The organism is Caulifigura coniformis (assembly GCF_007745175.1).
GTDB classification, from domain to species: domain Bacteria; phylum Planctomycetota; class Planctomycetia; order Planctomycetales; family Planctomycetaceae; genus Caulifigura; species Caulifigura coniformis.
The window spans coordinates 2752666-2771433 of the sequence record NZ_CP036271.1 but is presented as its reverse complement, the minus strand read 5'-3'; the positions used below and the strand labels follow the sequence as shown (position 1 = coordinate 2771433).

Sequence of the window (18768 nt, the reverse complement as noted above, 5' to 3'; positions counted from 1 at the left end):
CTGACACTGGAATGTGGAACGACCCTTGCGTCAGGAAATTAGCATCAGCCAGACTGATTTTCATGAGCATCCGGATTCACTCCCTGTTCCTGCTCCTGCTCGCGAATGGCGGCTTCGCCGGCGCCGCAGATGCTCCCGACAAGGCTGGCATTGAGTATTTCGAACGCTCAGTGCGTCCACTCCTGGTCAAGCACTGTGCGGAATGCCACGACGACGGCAACGCCGAGGGGGGGCTGTCGATCTCATCGCGCAGCGCGTTGCTCAAGGGGGGAGACTCAGGGACCTCCCTCATTCCCGGGAAGCCGGAGGAGAGCCGGCTGATCCAGGCGATTCGCTACAAGAATCCGGATCTGCAAATGCCGCCGAAAGGCGTCATGGCCGCGGCCGAGATCCAGGCGCTCGAGAAATGGGTCGCAATGGGGGCTCCCGATCCGCGGTCCGAAGTGGTCGCGACGACTCCGACACGGCTCACTGGAATGAGCATCGACGCTGGTCGCGAGTTCTGGTCGATGAAACCCGTGGCGCGTCCCGAGCCTCCGACCGTGAGGAACGCTCAATGGGTCCAGACGCCGATTGACGCGTTCGTTCTCAGCCAGCTCGAGAAACATGGATTGTCACCTGCCCCGCCCGCCGATCGGCGGACGCTCCTCCGCCGGGCGACACTCGACCTGACGGGCCTTCCGCCGACCGTCGAGGAGGTCGATGCGTTTCTTGAGGATCAGTCTCCCGATGCGTTCCAGCGTGTGATCGAGCGTCTGCTGGCGTCCCCCCAATACGGGGTGCGCTGGGGTCGCCACTGGCTCGATGTCGCCCGCTATGCGGATTCAAACGGCCTCGATGAGAACCTCGCTTTCGGCAACGCCTGGCGTTATCGCGACTATGTCATTGATGCATTCAATCGCGGAAAACCATTCGACCGTTTCCTGATCGAGCAGGTGGCCGGCGACCTCCTGCCAGACGCTGACGCGGAAACGCGAACGGCGACGGGATTCCTGGTTCTCGGCGCGAAAGTGCTTGCGGAGCCCGATCGTGAAAAGCTCGTCATGGACACGATCGACGAGCAGCTCGACACCATCGGCAAGGCATTCCTGGGGCTGACCCTCGGATGCGCCCGCTGCCACGACCACAAGTTCGACCCCATCCTGCAATCGGACTACTACGCGCTCGCTGGAATCTTCAAGAGCACGAAGACCTTCGGCGATTCGAACACCGGCGCCATCAAGCACTGGAACGAATTCTCCCTGGCGACGGACGCCGAGCGGGAAGCGATGAAGGGCGTCGACTCGGCCATCGCCGAGAAGCAGAAGGCCGCTTTGTCCTTCAAGTCGAGCTCGATCGCCAAAGTCCGCGAGACGGCCCGCTCGAAGGCGGCCGACTACCTGGCGGCGGCCTCTGGCCTGCGACCCGGGATGTCGCTGGCGGAAGTCGAACCGATCGCGCACGAGCGGGGCCTGCATCCGCGGATCCTGCATCATTGCCGTCTGCACCTTTCCTATCACGAAGACGACCCTCTGTTCGATCGCTGGCGCGAGCTGACGGCGGCAGGCGATGCCTCGGGAATTGCGACTCACTACGCAGCGCTCTTCGCTGATGCCGAGAAAGCTTTCGCCGAAACAAAGCAGGCGGACCCGAAAGCGACGACGCTGACTGATCCGATGCTGGAGGCCGCCCGATCGGCGCTTCACGATGCAGCCGGGTTCCTCGCCGTTCCCCCTCAGCCGGAGTTCGCCTTTGATGCCGAAACGCTGGCCGAGTACTACCGGCTGGCGGAAGAGTCTCGCGTGCTTGAGAGCGGCGCCCCCGATCTCGCATCGGCAATGAGCGTCGCCGATGGAACCGTCACCGCCACCCTGCCGATCCATATCCGCGGAAGCCATCGCAATCTGGGAACGCCGATTGAACGCGGTGTTCCGGAAGTATTGAGGGTGTCGCTGACCACGCCGGAGTTTCCCAAGGAGCACAGCGGGCGTCTCGAGCTCGCACGCTGGATGGCCGATGCCCGTCATCCGCTGACCTCCCGCGTCGCCGTCAACCGGATCTGGCGCTGGCACTTTGGCAGCGGACTGGTGGCCTCGACCGAGAATTTCGGCGTGCTGGGGGACCGGCCTTCGCACCCGGAGCTGCTCGACTGGCTGGCGAGTGAGTTTGTGAACTCCGGCTGGTCGATGCGGGAGCTGCACCGGTTGATCCTCAAGTCGAGCGCTTACCAGATGTCGGCCGTGCATCCACAGGCGGATGTCGCCATCAACGCCGATCCCGAGAACCGCTGGCTGTGGAAGTTTCCGATGCAGCGGCTGGACGCGGAGCAGATCCGTGACTCAGTGCTGGCCATCGCGGGCCGGTTGGACAACGGGCTGGGGGGCAAGATGGTTCCGCTCCGCAACCGGCAGTTCGTGTTTGACCACACTTCGATCGATCACACGAAGTATGAGAGCCTCCGACGTGCGGCCTACCTGCCGGTGATCCGCAACAACGTCTACACCCTGTTCGAGCAGTTTGATTTTCCCGATCCGACGATGCCGACGGGAAGCCGCACCTCTACGACTGTGGCGCCGCAGGCCCTGTTCCTGATGAACTCGGAGCTGGTCCTCGATTCGTCCGACCTCCTCGCACGTCAGCTGATCGACGAGGCGGCGACGGATGAGGCCCGGCTGCTGATCGCGTATCGCCGAACCCTGGGACGACTGCCGGAGGCCGACGAAGTGGCCCGCGGCCTGGCGTTTCTGGCGGACGCCACTTCGACATCCCTGACGCGATCCGACAAGGTCGAATCGTCGGCAGTGGAACGGGCATGGTCGCTTCTGTGCCAGAGTCTGTTTGCGTCGAACGAGTTCCTGTACGTGAGATAGCCGTGAACCCGCCGAACCCACTCCTCTCGCGCCGCCATGCCCTGAAAGCCTCCGCCATCGGCTTCGGCCACCTTGCGTTCGGCGCCCTGCTCAATGGGACGGCGGAAGGATCATCCTCGGACGCAGGTGGCCGCGCGCCGCTGCCACATTTCCCCGCGCGGGCCAAGAGGGTCGTGTTCCTGTTCATGAAGGGAGGGCCTTCGCACGTCGACACGTTCGACCCCAAGCCGCTGCTCGACCGCGACCACATGAAGGCCCCGCCATTCGAGCTTCCGGCCGTCACCTTCGCCAAGCAGGGAAACCTGCTGAAGTCCCCCTGGAAATTCCGCCAGTATGGCGAAAGCGGATTGCCGGTGAGCGACCTGTTTCCCAGAGTCGCCCGGCATATCGATGACCTGTGCATCCTGAGATCGGTCCACGGAACGAACCCGGCCCACGGCGGCGCGCTGCTCAAGCTGCACACCGGAAGCGATCAGTTCGTCCGGCCGAGCATGGGGGCCTGGGTCTCGTACGGTCTGGGAACCGAGAACCAGAACCTGCCCGCGTTCGTCACGATCTGTCCAACGCTGGCACACGGCGGAATGAACAATTGGGGCGCCGCGTTTCTCCCGGCTTACTGCCAGGGAACGCCGATTGGCACGGCCAGCCAGAAGGCGGCCACCGTGCAGGTGAAGAACATCGTCAATCCGAGGGTCGATCCGCAGCTTCAGCGCCGGCAACTCGATCTGCTCGCGGCGATGAATCGCCGCGACCTGGAATCGATGGACGGAGACCAGACTCTCGAAGGCCGCCTGCAATCGTTCGAGCTGGCGTTCCGGATGCAGTCGGTGATGCCCGAGGTCCAGGACCTCACCCGCGAGTCGGCCGCCACTCACCAGCTGTACGGCGTCGACGACCCGGTCACGGAGAACTTCGGCCGCCAGTGCCTGATGGCGCGGCGGTTCCTCGAGCGCGGCGTCCGCTTCGTACAGGTGACCCACAGCGACAGTGAGGTGCAGTGGGACCAGCACGGCGATCTTTACCGCGGTCACACGAAGAACGCCGCGGAGGTCGACAAGCCGATCGCCGGCTTCCTCGCCGACCTCAAGGGGCGCGGTCTGCTGGAAGACACGCTCGTCCTCTGGGGCGGGGAATTCGGTCGCACGCCGACGGCCCAGGGGACGGATGGGCGCGACCACAATCCGCACGGATTCACGATGTGGATGGCCGGCGCCGGCGTCAAAGGGGGCTTCGCTTACGGGGCGACCGACGACTACGGCTACTACGCCGTCGAGAACAAGATGCACGTCAACGACCTGCATGCGACGATCCTGCACCTGATGGGGCTGGATCACGAACGATTGACTTATCGCTACGCCGGGCGGGATTTTCGGCTTACGGACGTGGGAGGACGCGTCGCAACGGATATCCTCGCGTAGTCGCCGGACATCCGCCCGGCGGATTCGCTCCCGATACAAGGCGCTGATCTCCATGACTCGACGGTCCCTGCTCGCGATCGCCTGTCTCGCCGTGCTGTTCCAGGGCTGTAACAAGCCCGCGTCTCCCGAGGCGGGAACGTCCGTCCCACCTGCGACACGAACGATCGGAGTGTCTCTACTGACGCTTGAGAATCCGTTCTTCAAGGTGATCGGCGACAACATCGCGGCCGAAGGGAAGCAGCACGGCTACGAAGCCATCGTGGTCAGTGCCGACAAGGACGTCGCAAAGCAGGGGAACCAGGTCAAGGACTTCATCGTCAAGAAGGTCAGCGCGATCGTGCTGAGCCCCTGCGATTCGAAGTCGATCATCCCGGTGATCCAGGAAGCCAACGCGGCAGGCATTCCGGTCTTCACCGTCGACATTCCGTGCAATGAACCGGGCGTTAAGATCGTGACGCAGGTGGCGACGGACAACTACGGCGGAGGTAAAGAAGCGGCGCGGGCGATGATTGAAGCTCTCGGCGCGGGGGGCGGAAAGATCGTCGTGCTGCACATGCCGCAGGCCGAATCGTGCCGGCTACGGGTGAAGGGGTTCCGCGAGGTGGTCGACGAACACAATGCCTCCGCCGCCGCGAAAGTCGAGATCGTCAGCGAACTGGAAAGTGGCGGCGCGAAGGACACCGGCTACAAGGCCGCGGAAGACGCGGTCCAGGCGCATCCCGATCTGCGGGGAATCTTCGCGATCAATGATCCTGCCGCCCTGGGCGCCAGGGCCGCTCTCGAACGGGCCGCCAAGGCCGATCAGGTCGTCATCGTAGGTTTCGACGGACAACCCGAAGGAAAACAGGCGATCAGGGAGGGGAAGATCTACGCCGATCCGATCCAGTTTCCAGCCAGGATGGGGGTCGAGGTCGTGAAGGCCATCGTCGATCATTCGCAGGGAAAAGACGTCCCGCCGCAGACCCTCATTCCAACCAGCCTGTATCGGCAGGCGGATGCCCTCAGCGATCCTGAGTTGAAGTGAGCGGCCAAATCGATTCTTGAGTGGTCTCTCCGGACCGAGCCTCCCGAGTCCGCCTGCCGCCAGTGCCCCCATGACGCGCTCCCCGGGACGTTACTTCTCCGACTACGGAATGGTCGGCGTGTTGCTGATCCTTTGCCTGTTCTTCAGCGCGGTCACACTCAGTGAACGGCCTCCCACGAAAGAGAAGGCCGCGGCGCAGGTCAGCTCGACGATCCAGGACATCGGAAAGTCGCCGTCCGTTCTGATCGCCGGTGGAGACCAACCCCTCGAGAAGGAGTTCGTGCAACTCCTCGAGGCCAGACTCCAGGCATCAGGAGCGAGGGTGCTCGGGGTTGCGCAGGGGGAACCGAAGGACGCGCGGCGCGAACTCGAGCGTCTGGCAGCGCTCGGTGAAAAGCTGGACGCGATCGCCTGTACGGGGGCGACGGCGAACTGGCTGCTGTTTCAAGACGTGGCCGCCGAGTTCCCTGCGCTCGGCGCGCCGCGGGTCGTCTCACCGCACGGCCAGCGCTGGCCCACCTTTCTCAGCTCGAGCAACCTGCTCAACATCGCCAACCAGATTGCCGTCATCGCCATCCTGGCGATCGGGATGACGATCGTCATCATCACGGGCGGGATCGATCTTTCCGTCGGCAGCCTGCTGGCGCTCTCGGCCGTTGTTTCCACGCGTCTGGTTCGCGATGTCGGCGGCGGAGTGAACGCCGCGGCTGGGGCGATGGTGGGGGCCTGCTTCGCGGGCATCGCTGTGGCCGGGGTCATCGGCGCGTTCTCGGGCTTGATGATCACCCGGTTCCGGATTCCGCCGTTCATCGTCACCCTGGCGATGATGCTCGTTGCGAGCGGGCTGGCGTTTACGCTTTCGGCCGGGGAATCCATCTACCAGGTTCCGGAGTCGTTCGTGCGACTGGGACGCGGGACGGAAATCCTGGGGCTGCCCAACGCGGTAGTGCTGATGCTGGCGCTCTATCTCGCAGCCCAGGTCCTGATGTCGCGAACCGTGCTCGGGCGGCATTTCTACTGCGTCGGCGGAAATCGGACTGCGGCCTGGCTGTCCGGCGTGCGCGTCGAACGCGTGCTGCTCGTCGCCTACGTCATCAGCGGACTGCTCGCCGGGCTGGGAGGCGTGATCATGGCCTCACAGCTCAAGAGCGGCGCTCCGACCTATGGCGCCATGTACGAGTTGTACGTGATCGCCGCGGTCGTGGTTGGAGGCGCCAGCCTCAGCGGCGGCGAAGGCCGGATGTTCGGCACGCTGGTGGGGGCCTTCACGATCGCGGTCATCCAGAACGGAATGAACCTGATGAACGTGCAAAGCTATACGCAGAAGGTCGTGCTTGGGCTCGTAATCCTGGGAGCGGTCGTTTTCGACAAGCTGCGCCACTGATCGCGTCACTTCGAAGGGGCTTTTCCCCGTCCAGTCGATGCGCCGATCCCTCGTCGCCGATCATGGCCGCCAGAACGCGCGGTCCTGTGAAGTCGCGTCTTCCTCGCCGGCAGCGACAGGGAAGACGCTCTCCCTTCCGGAACCAGGGTCCACCGACTCAAGCACTGCCCTTTGGCGGGGTCCATTCGGCGACTTGCAGCGGCGTCATCTCGCCCCGCGGAACAAGCCGCTTATCGAGGTAGTTCCAGTCATTCACATCGACGGCATACTGTTCTCGCGACAACAGCGTGCCGCCACATTCGAGATCAGCGGGGGGTGGGGAATCGACTTCCCTTTTAAGCCGGTCGATCAATTCCTGCATGACTCCAACCGGAACGAGTCGTTGTTCGCCGGGGTAAATGAAGCCGAACAGGATCAGGTGCGACAGCAGGACGCGCCAATCGCTCCCGAAACGCCGCAGCAGGCGGTTCCAGTCGAGAGTCCTGGCCCGGACATGGAACAGGTGTGCAATATCGGCCCCGTCGTAACGCTCGCGTTCCATGATGAACGACTTCTGCCAGATCATCTCTTCGGCCGGCGCCAGCTTGATGGGCAGGCCACCGATCGTTGCACTGACGGCATTCTGGAACCAGCCCTCGTCGACGGGGCAGTGCCCGTTCCCGGAACTGAAGATCAGGTCGACAAAGTCGTCTCCCTTTCGGGCCTTGGCGAGCCAGTGGGAGTAGGCCAGTTCGGTCTCGAAACCGGCCTCGGCGAGCGACTTGAGAGTTCGCGGGATGTCTTCCCTGCGAATAAACAGGTCGAGGTCCTTCGTCATCCGGGAGATTCCCGTCAGGACGAACAGCGCGTACCCGCCGCCCACGAGAAAGGGAACTTTCTGGTCGGACAGAATCGTCAGGACGCCGCGATAGAAGTCCATGCACTCGGACACGTCATAATGCGAGTGCTCGGGAGAGGTGTGCATGATCATCAGCCATTTCGTTTTGTGAGAGCATCCCACCTGATCGCAAACGATGTGCCGCCACGGCATCCGGTTTGCGGCCCATCTGGAGATCGCATGAACCCCAGAGACGGTCAGCGGTTTTGCCAGATTGCAGTCCAGATCGCTGACCACCTCTGAACGGGTTTCGGCCGCGCTGTGTCTGGAGCGGCCACCCCTTCCCCCTCTGCATGACCCCGGAAAAGGATCCAGGAAGGCTCATCGATGGATGGAAAGAACACCTTTGAAATCGCTGCTGTCGGAGACCTGCATTACGGGAGCGGCCAACCGGTGCCTTCACTGGCGGAACTGTCCGCCGGGGCGGATGTCCTCGTCCTCTGCGGTGACCTGACCGATCATGGGCTGCCGGAGGAAGCGCACCAGCTGGCGAAAGATCTCGCAGCCGTTCATATCCCTGTCGTCGCCGTGCTGGGCAATCACGACTACGAATCGGGGCACGAGGAGGAGGTCCGGCAGATCCTGACGAGCGCGCGGGCCAGCGTTCTGGATGGCGAAGCCTGCGAGATTGGCGGAGTTGGATTCGCCGGGGCCAAGGGGTTCGCCGGAGGCTTTGGACGTGGAACGCTGCAATCGTGGGGCGAACGGGCGGTGAAGGTGTTCGTTCAGGAAGCGATCGACGAAGCCCTGAAGCTGGAGAAGGCGCTGGCTCGCTTGCGCACCCCGCAGATCGTTGCCGTCCTGCATTACGCTCCGGTCCAGACCACGGTCGAGGGGGAGCCGGTCGAGATCTTTCCGTTCCTGGGAAGCAGCCGGCTGGAAGAGCCGCTGAATCGCTACTCCGTCGCCGCGACGTTTCACGGCCATGCGCACCGGGGCACTTTTGAAGGAAAAACGCAGGCCGGACGTGCGGTTTATAACGTCTCCCTGCCGCTCATGCGGAAGCAGTTTCCGGGGAAACCTCCGGTCTGTCGGCTGAGCCTGCCGCTCACCAACCCGCCCAAAGAAGCGGACCGCGCCGAACCGTCCTGACCTGTGACCTCGCCATCGCTGCCATCCGGACGATGACGAATGTATCGTCGGGACATCGCGGCCTCTCCCGGGAGGCACGCGTTCCATGATCGGCCGCCCCAGTGAGCGCCCCCTGATGTCCCGACAAGTCTTCGCGACCGTCGGCCTGCTGGCCCTCGTTGCATATGCGTCACGATCGATCGCCAGCGAGACGCCGGCGGAGAAACTTCGGGTCGCGAGCGACTTCGAAGGGGGATCAGTCCAGGTCCTCTCGATCGATCAGGCACAGCGAGTCATTCGATTCACGCCGGGCGGCGATCCGGAACGCGGATGGCCCTGCTGGTGGTCTTTCCGGATCGATGGATCGCGTGAAGGTGAGACCATCACGCTGGATCTGAAAGGGAGTCCGCTTTCGGCGCGCAACAACGGAAAGGAAACCGGCAAGCCGCTCGCCTCCAGTTGGGCCATGCCCGCACAGGCGGCGATATCCAGCGACGGCGTCGCGTGGCGGCAAACGAAGCCCGGCACTCTCCAGGATGGCGCCATGCGCTACGAGATCTCGGGAACCGGACAACCGATCCACGTCGCCTGGGGTCCGCCGTTCACGCCGAAAGATACGGAGCGGCTCATTGCGGATGCTCACGCGCGCCTTCCCGCGGCAAGTGGTTTCGAACTCGCCACCACCCGGCAGGGGCGGCCCGTCCGCGGTCTTCACATCATGGCCACTAAAAATCCGAACTCGCCATGCGTCTGGATCCAGGCGCGTCAGCATGCGTGGGAATCGGGGGCAAGCTGGGTCGGCAGGGGCGTCACGGAATGGCTCGTGAGCGATGCCGACGCCGCGAGAGTCCTGCGCTCAGAAGCGGAGATCTTCATCGTGCCGATCATGGACGTCGATAACGTCGCGACTGGAAACGGCGGGAAAGAAGCGAATCCCCGCGATCACAATCGCGACTGGGACTCAGCCCCGGTTTATCCCGAGGTCGCGGCCGCCCAGGCGCGGCTGCAGAAACTGGCAGGCGAAGGACGTCTGAGCCTGTTCATCGACCTGCACAACCCGGCCCCGGGAGACAAACGTCCTTTCTTCTTTGTAGGCCCGCCGGAGCTTTTGTCCCTGGCAGGGCGGGAGCGCCGCGAACGATTCATCCAGATCGCGGCCAGGAATATCAACGATCCGCTCGCACTCCTCGAAGCCCCGCGAGTCACCGGCCCCACCTACCATCCACTGTGGAAACAGATCAGCGGGCAATGGGTCAACGCCAACGGAAATCCAGAAACCGTCTCGGTCTGCCTGGAGACGTCGTGGAACACCCCGCATTCCACGACCGATGGCTACCGAACTGTCGGCAATCAGCTCGCGAAATCGGTTGCGGAGTTGATGGCCGACGTCGCGGTCAGTCCTGCGAACTGACATCCCTGGGACTTTGTCTGCATGGCAGCCTACCACAACCTCGACCTGAATGACGCCGCGGGATGGACGTCGTTTGCCTCGGGCGGGGCGTGCTGCCGCGTGGAGGCCGACGGCGCCGCGCTCAGGGTGGACTACGATTTTCGCGGCGAGAAAGGCTTCGTCGGAATTCGCAGGCCGTTCGGCGACAGATTGCCCGATCCCTTTTCATTCGCCTTCCGGATTCGTGGCGACGGGCCGCGCAACGCCCTGGAGTTCAAACTTGCGGACCGCTCGAACGAGAACGCGTGGCGCTGGCGTGATGAGTCGTTCGCACTGACGCCCGGGGGCGACCAACTCACGCTGCGCGAGAGCGACATCGAATTCGCCTGGGGGCCCGCGGGCGGCGGACGTCTCAAGAAGGCCGGAGCGATCGAACTGGTCATCGCCGCCGGGCCGGGAGGAAAGGGAACGTTCTGGATCGAAGACCTGAAGCTCGTCGATCGATCGAGTCGCGACGTCCCGGTCATCACCGCCTCAACGCACACACGCGGCGGTCTGCCGTCGCACGTGTGGACGAACGACCTGGAGCATGGATGGAGGCCCTCGGCCGATGACGGGGAGCCATGGCTGCAGTTCGAGTTCACCGAACCCCGGGAGTATGGCGGGCTGATCATCGACTGGGGCCCCCGGCCCGCGAATCGGCGGTTTGTCGTTGAAGCCTCCGACAATGGGCGAACGTGGAAGGCCCTGTACCGGGTGTCGAAATCCGCGGGGCGACGCAGTTTTGTTCCGCTCCCCGGAGGCGACTCGCGGTTCCTTCGCCTGTCGTTCGCAGGGACTGTCGACGTCCGACATATCGAGTTCCAGTCGTTCGACTTCGCGAAGTCTCGTGATGACCTCTACTTCTCGATGGCCAAGCGCAGCGCGAAGGGAAGCTTCCCCCGATACCTGGTCCGGCAGCAGAGCTACTGGACCTGTGCCGGATCGCCGAATGGCGAGTCGTCTGCCCTGCTCAACGAAGAAGGCCTCGTGGAGCCGGACCGCGGCACGTTCTCGATCGAGCCGTTCCTCAAGGTCGCTGGTCGCCTGGTCACCTGGGCCGATGTGAAACGTCGAGTGCGACTCGAACCGGGCGGACTGGCGATCCCGACTGCCGAATGGAAAGGTAAAACTGTCGGCCTGGAAACCACGTTGTTTGCGACGGGCGCTGGTGATCAGGCAACCTTGTTCATCAGGTACCGCGTGAAGAATCTCGTCGAGCAGCCACAGCGGATCATGCTGTTCGCGGCGATCAGGCCGCACCAGGTATCGCCTCCCTGGCAGAAATGGAAAACGATTGGAGGAGTGAGCGAGATCCGGGAGATTGCCTGGAATCAGGACGCCGTCGTGGTGAACGACGACAAACGGATCGTGCCTTTGACGAAGCCGGCGACTTTCGGCGCGCTGACGTTCGATGAAGGGCTGCTGACGGACGCCCTGGCGTCAGAGCGTCTTCCCGGACAGGACCACGTCCGCGACCCGCATGGTCTGGCGTCGGCCGCACTAGGCTTTGCGCTCGCGCTGTCGCCCGGACAAACCCAGACCGTCTGCCTGGCGGTTCCCTTTGGCCCCGCTTCCAGAAAGGGGTCAGCGACCGTGGACCGACTTGCCGCCCTGGACTGCGACGCGCAGTTCGAGGAGGCCGTCCGGACGCTGGGTGAGGCGACTGACCAGGTCACGTTCCAGCTGCCGGCCGGCGTTCCGACCGCGGCGGCCGACACCTTCCGTACAGCAGCCGGCCAGATCCTGATCAACCGCGATGGCCCGGCGCTGCAACCGGGCCCCAGGCGGTACACACGGTCGTGGATCCGCGATGGAGCCATCATGGGGGCGGCACTTGCCCGGGCGGGGAATGCCTCGCCGCTGGCCGAGTTCGTTCGCTGGTATGCCCCGTTCCAGCGGAAGGACGGCTTTGTCCCGTGCTGCGTCGACCGGGAGGGCCCCGACCCGCTCGTCGAACACGACAGTCACGGCCAGCTGATCTACGCGGCCATGGAAGCGTTTCGTTTCTCGCACGACCAGAAGGCGCTCAAGTCGCTGTGGCCCGCGTTGCGAAAAGCGGCCGCATATCTCGAGACGCTCACGCAGCAGCAGCCGAAATCCACGTCGCCGCATCATGCAGCGACGTTTGGCCTGCTCCCCGAATCCGCGAGCCACGAGGGTTATCTCGCCCAGCCGGTGCATTCCTACTGGGATGACTTCTGGGGCATTCGCGGCCTGATGGATGCCGCGATGGCCGCGACGGAACTGGGCCATCCCGACGACGCGAAGCGTTTCGCCGGGGCGGCCGACGCCTTGAGCCGGGCGACACAGGCGTCCATTCGCCAGGTGATCCAATCCCGTCAACTGGACTACGTCCCCGGTTCGGTCGAGTGGGCCGACTTCGATCCAACAGCCACGGCGAACGCGCTCGATCTTTTCGCGGACACGGCCGGGTTGCCTGAAGAACAGCTGCGCGCAATGTTCCAGCTGTTTGTGACGGACTCACGCCAGCGCCATCGGGGTGACGTTCCCTGGAAGAACTACACGGCGTACGAGATCCGGATTGTCGGCGCACTTGTGCGGCTGGGATGGAGAGAGGAAGCACAGGAGTTCCTGGAGTTCTATCTTTCGGATCGCAGGCCCCGCGCGTGGAACCAGTGGCCGGAGATTTCGTGGCGTGATCCGCGAAGCCCCGGCCATCTCGGAGACGTTCCGCACACGTGGATCGGCGCCGAATACATGCTCGTGTTCGCGTCCCTCTTCGCGTACGAGCGAGAAAGCGATTCGTCGCTGGTCATCGCGGCCGGAATTCCGGCCACGTGGATCACTTCGCGAGGCCTCGCCGCCCAGGGCCTGGGAACGTGGTATGGCCGTTTGAATCTCAGGATGAGGCGGCGGCGCAGCGAACTTGAGATCGAGATTGGCGGAGAGCTGCGAATGCCACCCGGAGGGATTGTTCTCCGCCCTCCCTGCTCTGCCCCGATTGAATCCGTGGAGGTCGACGGCCGCAGGTTCTCCCGGTTCACGACAGACGAAGTCCACCTGGACCGCCCAGCGGGCACGGTGACAATCACGTTCGAACACGCCGTTGCAATCCAGACTGCTCCGCATCCGCAGGTCCCGTAGTCATTTCATGTTTTGTCAGGAGATCCGGCCATGAATCACGCGCCGACGGCGGGACAGCTTCTCTCCAACGGACGCTACTTCGCCTTCATGACGGCCGCTGGCACCGGGCAGTCGCGCAGGCATGGGCATGTTGTGAATCGCTGGCCTGGCGATCCTGTCGAGGATGCCCATGGCCAGTTCCTCTATTTGAGGGATATCGAAGCCGGAGAGTTCTGGTCGGTCGGACGGCAACCGGTTCCCAGCTCCTGCACGCACTATCGAGCCTCCGCGTCCGCCGGGCAGTTCCATATCGAACATGAACATTCCGGAATCTTGGCGCGCCTCGAAGTCGCCGTGTCCCCCTCCGATGACCTCGAAGTCCGCCGCCTGAAGCTTGCGAACAAATCGGGACGAAAGAGGACCATTGAAGTCACGAGCTACCTCGAAGCGGTGCTGAACTGGCAGGGGGCCGACATTGGACATCCGGCATTCTCGAAGCTGTTTCTGCAGACGGACATGATCCATGACGCGTCAACACTCATCGTCGACCGTCGTCCGAGAGCAAACGGCGAACACTGGCCGACGCTTTTTCACACGCTGTCGGGCGCCAACGCAATGGAATGGGAAACCGATCGCCTGCGGTTTCTGGGCCGGGGCCGCGCGGCGACGTCTCCTGCAGCGCTCCGGGGATCACTGTCGGGAACGGTCGGCAACGTTCTCGATCCCTGCTGTGCGCTGCGAACCGTGGTGGAACTGGCCTCCGGGGCCGAAGTGACGATGAGCTTCGTCACCGGCATCGCCGAGACAAGGGAAGCTGCTCAAGGCGTATCCAGACGCTACCGCGAGCCGGAGCAGGTCGAGGCCGCATTGGCCGCCGCCGCGGCGGCGGAACAGGCGTTGAGAAATGAGCTGGGCGTGACACCGTCGCAGGCCGAACGATTCCAGGCGCTCGCAGCGGCAATGCATGCAGGCGACCGAAACCTGAAAGGACGCAACGCTGATCTTCCCGCGATCGATGCGAACGCCCTCTTCGGGCGACTGGGTCTGCCACGCGACCGGATGCTGATCGTTGTCGCGGGCGGATGGAAATCGAAAGGGGCCGCGGAGGCCAACCTCGCCCGGAACTATTTCGCCCGCAAAGGCTTCTTCACAAACCTGCTCGTTCTGGACAGTTCACCCGGCAATCAACCGCCCGGACTCGATGACCGCGCCGTGACGACTCCGCCGTCGAGTCTCGATGAGGCGGAACAAGCGCTGATGAGGACCGCGGCATCTCTGGTCGTTGAAGGGAATCTCCCTGCGGTCGAATGTGACTGGTCTCCCCAAACGCCTGCTCCCGTTGGAACGCGGGCATCCGGAGCCCAGGCAGTCTCCGAGCCGGAACTCGCGTTCTTCAACGGTTTTGGGGGCTTCTCCACAGATGGGCGGGAATATGTCGTTCGACTTCCGGGCAACAACGGCGACCGAAAATGGCCGCCGCTTCCGTGGATCAACGTGGTCGCGAATGAGCATGCCGGCTTCCTGGTCACCGAATCGGGAGCGGGATGCACCTGGGCCCGCAACAGCCAGGCGAACCGCATCACGCCCTGGTCGAACGAGCCCGTCAGCGATCCGCACGGCGAAGCCCTCTATTTACGCGATGAGGAAACTGGCGTCCTCTTCTCCCCGATGCCCGGCCCTGTCGAAAGCAACCTCGATTTCACCGTCCGCCACGGCTTCGGGTATTCGGTCTTCGAAGCGATGGCCGGCACACTTCGGATGGAAACGACGCTTTTCGTTCCACAGGAGGAGCCGGTCAAGATCACGCTTCTGAAGCTGACCAACCTGGGACCGGAATCCCGGCAATTGTCGCTGACCGCTTACCAGGAGCTTGTCCTGGGTTCGACGCCGTCGCGGCCGTCTCTGGTCGTCACTCACCTCGCACCGGATGGGTCGCTGCGGGCGAGGAACCTTGCAGCGGGCGATTTCCAGGATGGGATCGCATTTGCCGCGGTGAAGACGCCCGACGCTGAGACAGACCAGCCGTCGCAGACGTGTGACCGGGCGTCGTTCCTCGGCCGCTTCGGGTCGCCACGAAATCCGGCGGCACTCCAGCCTGGCGAAGCATTTGATGGCCGGATCGGCGCGGGGCTCGATCCGTGCTTCGCGCAGCAACAGACATTCACCATTGCGCCGGGCGCGACGGCCGAGTGTGTCGTCCTGCTCGGTGAAGCAATGAGCGAGGAGGCTGCAACGGCGATCATCGCCCGCTACCGCAGGCCCTCCGCTGCGACGAAGGCACTGCATCAGATCCAGGGCTTCTGGAACGAACTCCTCGGCCGCGTGCAGGTGAAAACTCCGTCGAAGAAACTCGACATCCTGGTGAATGGGTGGCTGCCGTATCAGACGCTCGCCTGCCGGCTGTGGGCCCGCTCAGGCTTCTCGCAATCGAGCGGAGCATTCGGCTTCCGCGATCAGCTGCAGGACGCCGGGAATCTTCTCGCGCTCGAGCCGGATCTCGCACGGCGGCAGATCGCCCTGCATGCGCGACATCAATTCGTCGAAGGGGACGTCCTGCACTGGTGGCACCCGGCCCCCATCGGCCGCGGCCTGAGAACGAAGTTCTCTGACGACCTGCTCTGGTTGCCACTGGTCACTGCGGAGTACGTCCGCGTCACCGGGGATCGCGGGCTGCTCGACGAGAGGATTCCTTTCGTAAAAGGCCCGCCGTTGCATGATGGCGAGGACGAGGTCTACATGACGCCGGAAAAGTCCGGCGAAGAAGCGTCCCTCTATGAACACTGCTGCCGGACGATCGACCGGTCGCTGACGACCGGCACACACGGGCTGCCGCTGATGGGCTGTGGCGACTGGAATGACGGAATGAACCGCGTCGGCCGTGAAGGCCGCGGAGAAAGCGTCTGGCTCGGCTTTTTCCTGTTCAAGATCCTGGGCGATTTCCTGCCATTCTGCCGTGAGCGGAAAGACGCCTCCCGCGTCGAACGATATGCCCAGCATCACGAAGCACTTCGTGCGTCCCTGAACGATGGGGGGTGGGACGGCGAATGGTATCGCCGGGCCTACTACGACAACGGCGATCCCCTCGGCTCGAACAAGAACGACGAGTGCCGCATCGATGCGATCGCACAGGCATGGGCCGTCATTTCCGGAGCAGCCCCGCATGATCGAGCGCGAGCGGCAGTGAACGCGCTCTCGGAACACCTGATCGCGGAACACGACGGGATCATCCGGCTGTTGACGCCGCCGTTCGTGAACACGCCGAACGATCCCGGCTACATCAAGGGGTATGTGGCGGGGATCCGGGAGAACGGCGGCCAGTACACCCATGGCGCCTGCTGGGCCATCATGGCGAAGGCCCTCCTGGGAGAGAACAACGAGGCCCTGAAGCTGTGGGAGATGCTCACACCGATTTCGCATACGGAGAACGAGGAGGCGGCAACGAGATACAAAGGGGAACCATTCGTCTACCCGGGCGACGTCTATGGTGCGGCGCCGCATGTCGGGCGGTGCGGCTGGACCTGGTACACCGGCTCGTCCGGATGGATGTACCGCGTCGCACTGGAATCGATCCTGGGCATCCGCGTTGAGAACGGCGACACCCTAGTCGTGAACCCCTGCCTCCCCGACGACTGGCCCTCCTGCGAAGTCGCTCTGCTTCATCCAACGGGCACTCCAGGCGAACGAGCATTGCGGTGCATTGTCCGAATTGAGAATCCACGCAGGCGTGCAGGCTCGATCGCAGAAGCGACCAGCGACGGAGTCGCGATGGCCGTTTCTGGAAGCGAGGTTCGCGTGCCGCTCCGAACGGAACCTGGCGAGCAGAAAATTCTGATCACACTCGCCTGATCAGCCGGCGAGCTCGACGCTCTTCCGCTCTGGCCTGGGGTCGACGATCTGCCACGAACCATCGTCTCCCAGTTCGAGGCACAGGTCGTGAAACTCTGCGCTGGGAAGCTGGTCGCTGAACGAAATGCATGTGATGCCGTGCTGCTGCATCAGCTTCAGGATCTTGCGTTCCGTCGACTGTTTGAGGGATGAGTTCAGGTGCCCGAGGACGGCGAAGTCCGGACGCAGAAGAATGGCGCGGGCAATCGCCATCAGCTGCTCGTCGCGGAGCGACAGCAGGTCGTGCCAGTCATGGCGGACGTCGCCATCGTGGCGTGAAATCGCCTCGTTGAGCCCCACGGCGCGAATGACCTCCCACACCTGCTCGTCAGTCGTTGTCGCATCATGTTCCGGAGCGACGAACGACTCGCGCAGGGTCCCTGGCGGCAGGAACGGATTCTCTGGAACAAAGGCCGCCTTGCCGACAGGCGGACGAATCACGCGTCCCGATCCGATGATCGGCACGCCGGCCGCTGCTCGAAAGAGCGCTTGCTGGGCGGCGTGGTTGCCGTTGATCAGCACGCGCGTCCCTTTCTCGATCGTCAGGATCAGGTTCTCGATCAGGACCTGTCCGTTCTCGAGCGACGATCGAAGTGTCAGGTGGTCGAACACAAAGTGGTCGGCCGATTTCGCGCAGTCGACGCATCCATCGTCCTGATGCTCCGCAGACCTCTTGACGGTGTCGGCAAACTCACCCAGCCGGGTGAGAACGGCGAAGTAGGCGGAAATCGACTGGAACTGCGTCACGATCAAAGACAGCGCGGCGACCAGCGTCGAGAATGCCATCGCCGACTGCCCGATGACTCCGAACTCGACCCCCTCGTTCATGAACATCGGAGCGACGATCACGATCGGGACGAGCTGGATCAGGTAGTTGTAACCGGTCGTGAAAAAGCCGACGTTGCGGTTGACCGCGATGATCCGAAGATAGTTTTCGACCAGCCTCCGAATGCGCTCCATCAGGCGGTCACGGCTGCGCCCCTCGAATCCGGCCAACGCGATTCCGTCGGCCAGCTGATGCACTTTCACGAGATCCGCTCGGAAGTCGGCTTCGAAATCGGCCTGGTGGTAATTGAGATTGACGAGCGGCCGGGCGAGCAGCACCGTCAGCCCGGACCCGAGCAGGGCATAGGCCAGCGCCACCAGGAACAGCGTGGGACTGATCGCCCAGAGGACCCCCGAAAACGAAATCACGGTGATCGTGCTGTTGGTCAGCATGATCACGAGAGAAAGCGTCGTGACGGTCAGCGACTTGACGTCTTCCGAGATCCTCTGGTCGGGATTCGTCAGCGACTCGTCGGACCGAAGTCGAAGATAGATCTTGCCGTCCATATAGACGCCGGCCAGGCTGCGCGTCATCCAGTCGCGCCACAGCAGCCCCAGCCGCTCTTCAGAGAAACGCAGCAGCACAGAGAACACCGTCGAAGCCGCAAACACGCCGGCGTACAGCCATGCGAAATTCACGAACGCCGCCCGCTCGCGATCCTGGATCGCGGACATGAACTCGCGCAGCACGTAGCTGTTCACGACGTTCATCGCGTTCATGCACAGCATCAAGAGCAGCAGGCTTCCAACCCAGCACTTCGCCTTCGTTCCCGACGGCGACTTGAGGAATGCCCCGATGATCCCCTGCAACCATTTCAGGGATTTGCGGCTGAACGTGGCGGCTCGTTCGGTGGTCACGGGGACGGAAACCTGCTGGACGAAGAGACTGCGGCGGGAGCTTCCAGCATATCGGCGAATT

10 protein-coding genes are annotated in these 18768 nt (G+C 63.4%); 8 read left to right on the top strand and 2 right to left on the bottom strand.

Translation table 11 applies throughout. From position 1 onward, the window contains the following. The first annotated feature begins 62 nt into the window (after window positions 1-62). The 4 genes from Pan44_RS10905 to Pan44_RS10890 all read left to right on the top strand — a co-directional run bounded on the left by Pan44_RS10905 (window position 63) and on the right by Pan44_RS10890 (window position 6675). Window positions 63-2849 (top strand): PSD1 and planctomycete cytochrome C domain-containing protein, encoded by a 2787-nt coding sequence (locus Pan44_RS10905; protein ID WP_145030054.1) that lies wholly within the window; start codon window positions 63-65, stop codon window positions 2847-2849. Window positions 2850-2851: 2 nt separating this feature from the next. After that, window positions 2852-4267 (top strand): DUF1501 domain-containing protein, encoded by a 1416-nt coding sequence (locus Pan44_RS10900; protein WP_390620625.1) that lies wholly within the window; start codon window positions 2852-2854, stop codon window positions 4265-4267. Between the two features lie 52 nt (window positions 4268-4319). Next, window positions 4320-5291, top strand: a complete 972-nt coding sequence (locus tag Pan44_RS10895) for a substrate-binding domain-containing protein (protein WP_145030050.1) — start codon at window positions 4320-4322, stop codon at window positions 5289-5291. Window positions 5292-5361: 70 nt separating this feature from the next. Beyond that, the gene (locus Pan44_RS10890) at window positions 5362-6675 is read left to right on the top strand and encodes an ABC transporter permease (RefSeq protein ID WP_145030048.1); all 1314 of its coding nucleotides are present in this window, start codon (window positions 5362-5364) and stop codon (window positions 6673-6675) included. Between the two features lie 157 nt (window positions 6676-6832). Here the strand turns inward: Pan44_RS10890 and Pan44_RS10885 are convergent, their stop codons facing one another. After that, window positions 6833-7645, bottom strand: coding sequence for a nucleotidyltransferase family protein (locus Pan44_RS10885; RefSeq protein WP_197454012.1), 813 nt, complete (start codon window positions 7643-7645; stop codon window positions 6833-6835). A 234-nt stretch (window positions 7646-7879) separates the two neighbouring features. Here Pan44_RS10885 and Pan44_RS10880 point away from each other — a divergent pair, with 234 nt between their 5' ends. From Pan44_RS10880 to Pan44_RS10865, 4 genes are all read left to right on the top strand, one after another. Beyond that, window positions 7880-8644 carry a metallophosphoesterase family protein gene (locus tag Pan44_RS10880; protein WP_145030044.1) on the top strand — a complete coding sequence of 255 codons (765 nt, stop codon included), beginning with the start codon at window positions 7880-7882 and terminating at the stop codon, window positions 8642-8644. Between the two features lie 115 nt (window positions 8645-8759). Then, window positions 8760-10034 (top strand): M14-type cytosolic carboxypeptidase, encoded by a 1275-nt coding sequence (locus Pan44_RS10875; protein ID WP_197454011.1) that lies wholly within the window; start codon window positions 8760-8762, stop codon window positions 10032-10034. 21 nt (window positions 10035-10055) lie between these two features. Further along, the gene (locus Pan44_RS10870; protein WP_145030040.1) at window positions 10056-13160 is read left to right on the top strand and encodes a discoidin domain-containing protein; all 3105 of its coding nucleotides are present in this window, start codon (window positions 10056-10058) and stop codon (window positions 13158-13160) included. Between the two features lie 30 nt (window positions 13161-13190). Further along, entirely contained in the window at window positions 13191-16985 is a 3795-nt protein-coding gene (locus tag Pan44_RS10865) for a GH36-type glycosyl hydrolase domain-containing protein (RefSeq protein ID WP_145030038.1), read from the top strand. Here Pan44_RS10865 and Pan44_RS10860 read toward each other — a convergent pair whose 3' ends face one another. After that, the gene (locus Pan44_RS10860) at window positions 16986-18707 is read right to left on the bottom strand and encodes an ABC transporter ATP-binding protein/permease (RefSeq protein ID WP_197454010.1); all 1722 of its coding nucleotides are present in this window, start codon (window positions 18705-18707) and stop codon (window positions 16986-16988) included. Window positions 18708-18768: the final 61 nt, after the last annotated feature.

Excerpts from the sequence above, each read along its gene's own strand:
- Pan44_RS10905 (WP_145030054.1), top strand. The coding sequence starts at position 63 with ATGAGCATCCGGATTCACTCCCTGTTCCTGCTCCTGCTCGCGAATGGC.
- Pan44_RS10895 (WP_145030050.1), top strand. The coding sequence starts at position 4,320 with ATGACTCGACGGTCCCTGCTCGCGATCGCCTGTCTCGCCGTGCTGTTC.
- Pan44_RS10890 (WP_145030048.1), top strand. The coding sequence starts at position 5,362 with ATGACGCGCTCCCCGGGACGTTACTTCTCCGACTACGGAATGGTCGGC.
- Pan44_RS10885 (WP_197454012.1), bottom strand. The coding sequence starts at position 7,645 with ATGATCATGCACACCTCTCCCGAGCACTCGCATTATGACGTGTCCGAG.
- Pan44_RS10880 (WP_145030044.1), top strand. The coding sequence starts at position 7,880 with ATGGATGGAAAGAACACCTTTGAAATCGCTGCTGTCGGAGACCTGCAT.
- Pan44_RS10875 (WP_197454011.1), top strand. The coding sequence starts at position 8,760 with ATGTCCCGACAAGTCTTCGCGACCGTCGGCCTGCTGGCCCTCGTTGCA.
- Pan44_RS10870 (WP_145030040.1), top strand. The coding sequence starts at position 10,056 with ATGGCAGCCTACCACAACCTCGACCTGAATGACGCCGCGGGATGGACG.
- Pan44_RS10865 (WP_145030038.1), top strand. The coding sequence starts at position 13,191 with ATGAATCACGCGCCGACGGCGGGACAGCTTCTCTCCAACGGACGCTAC.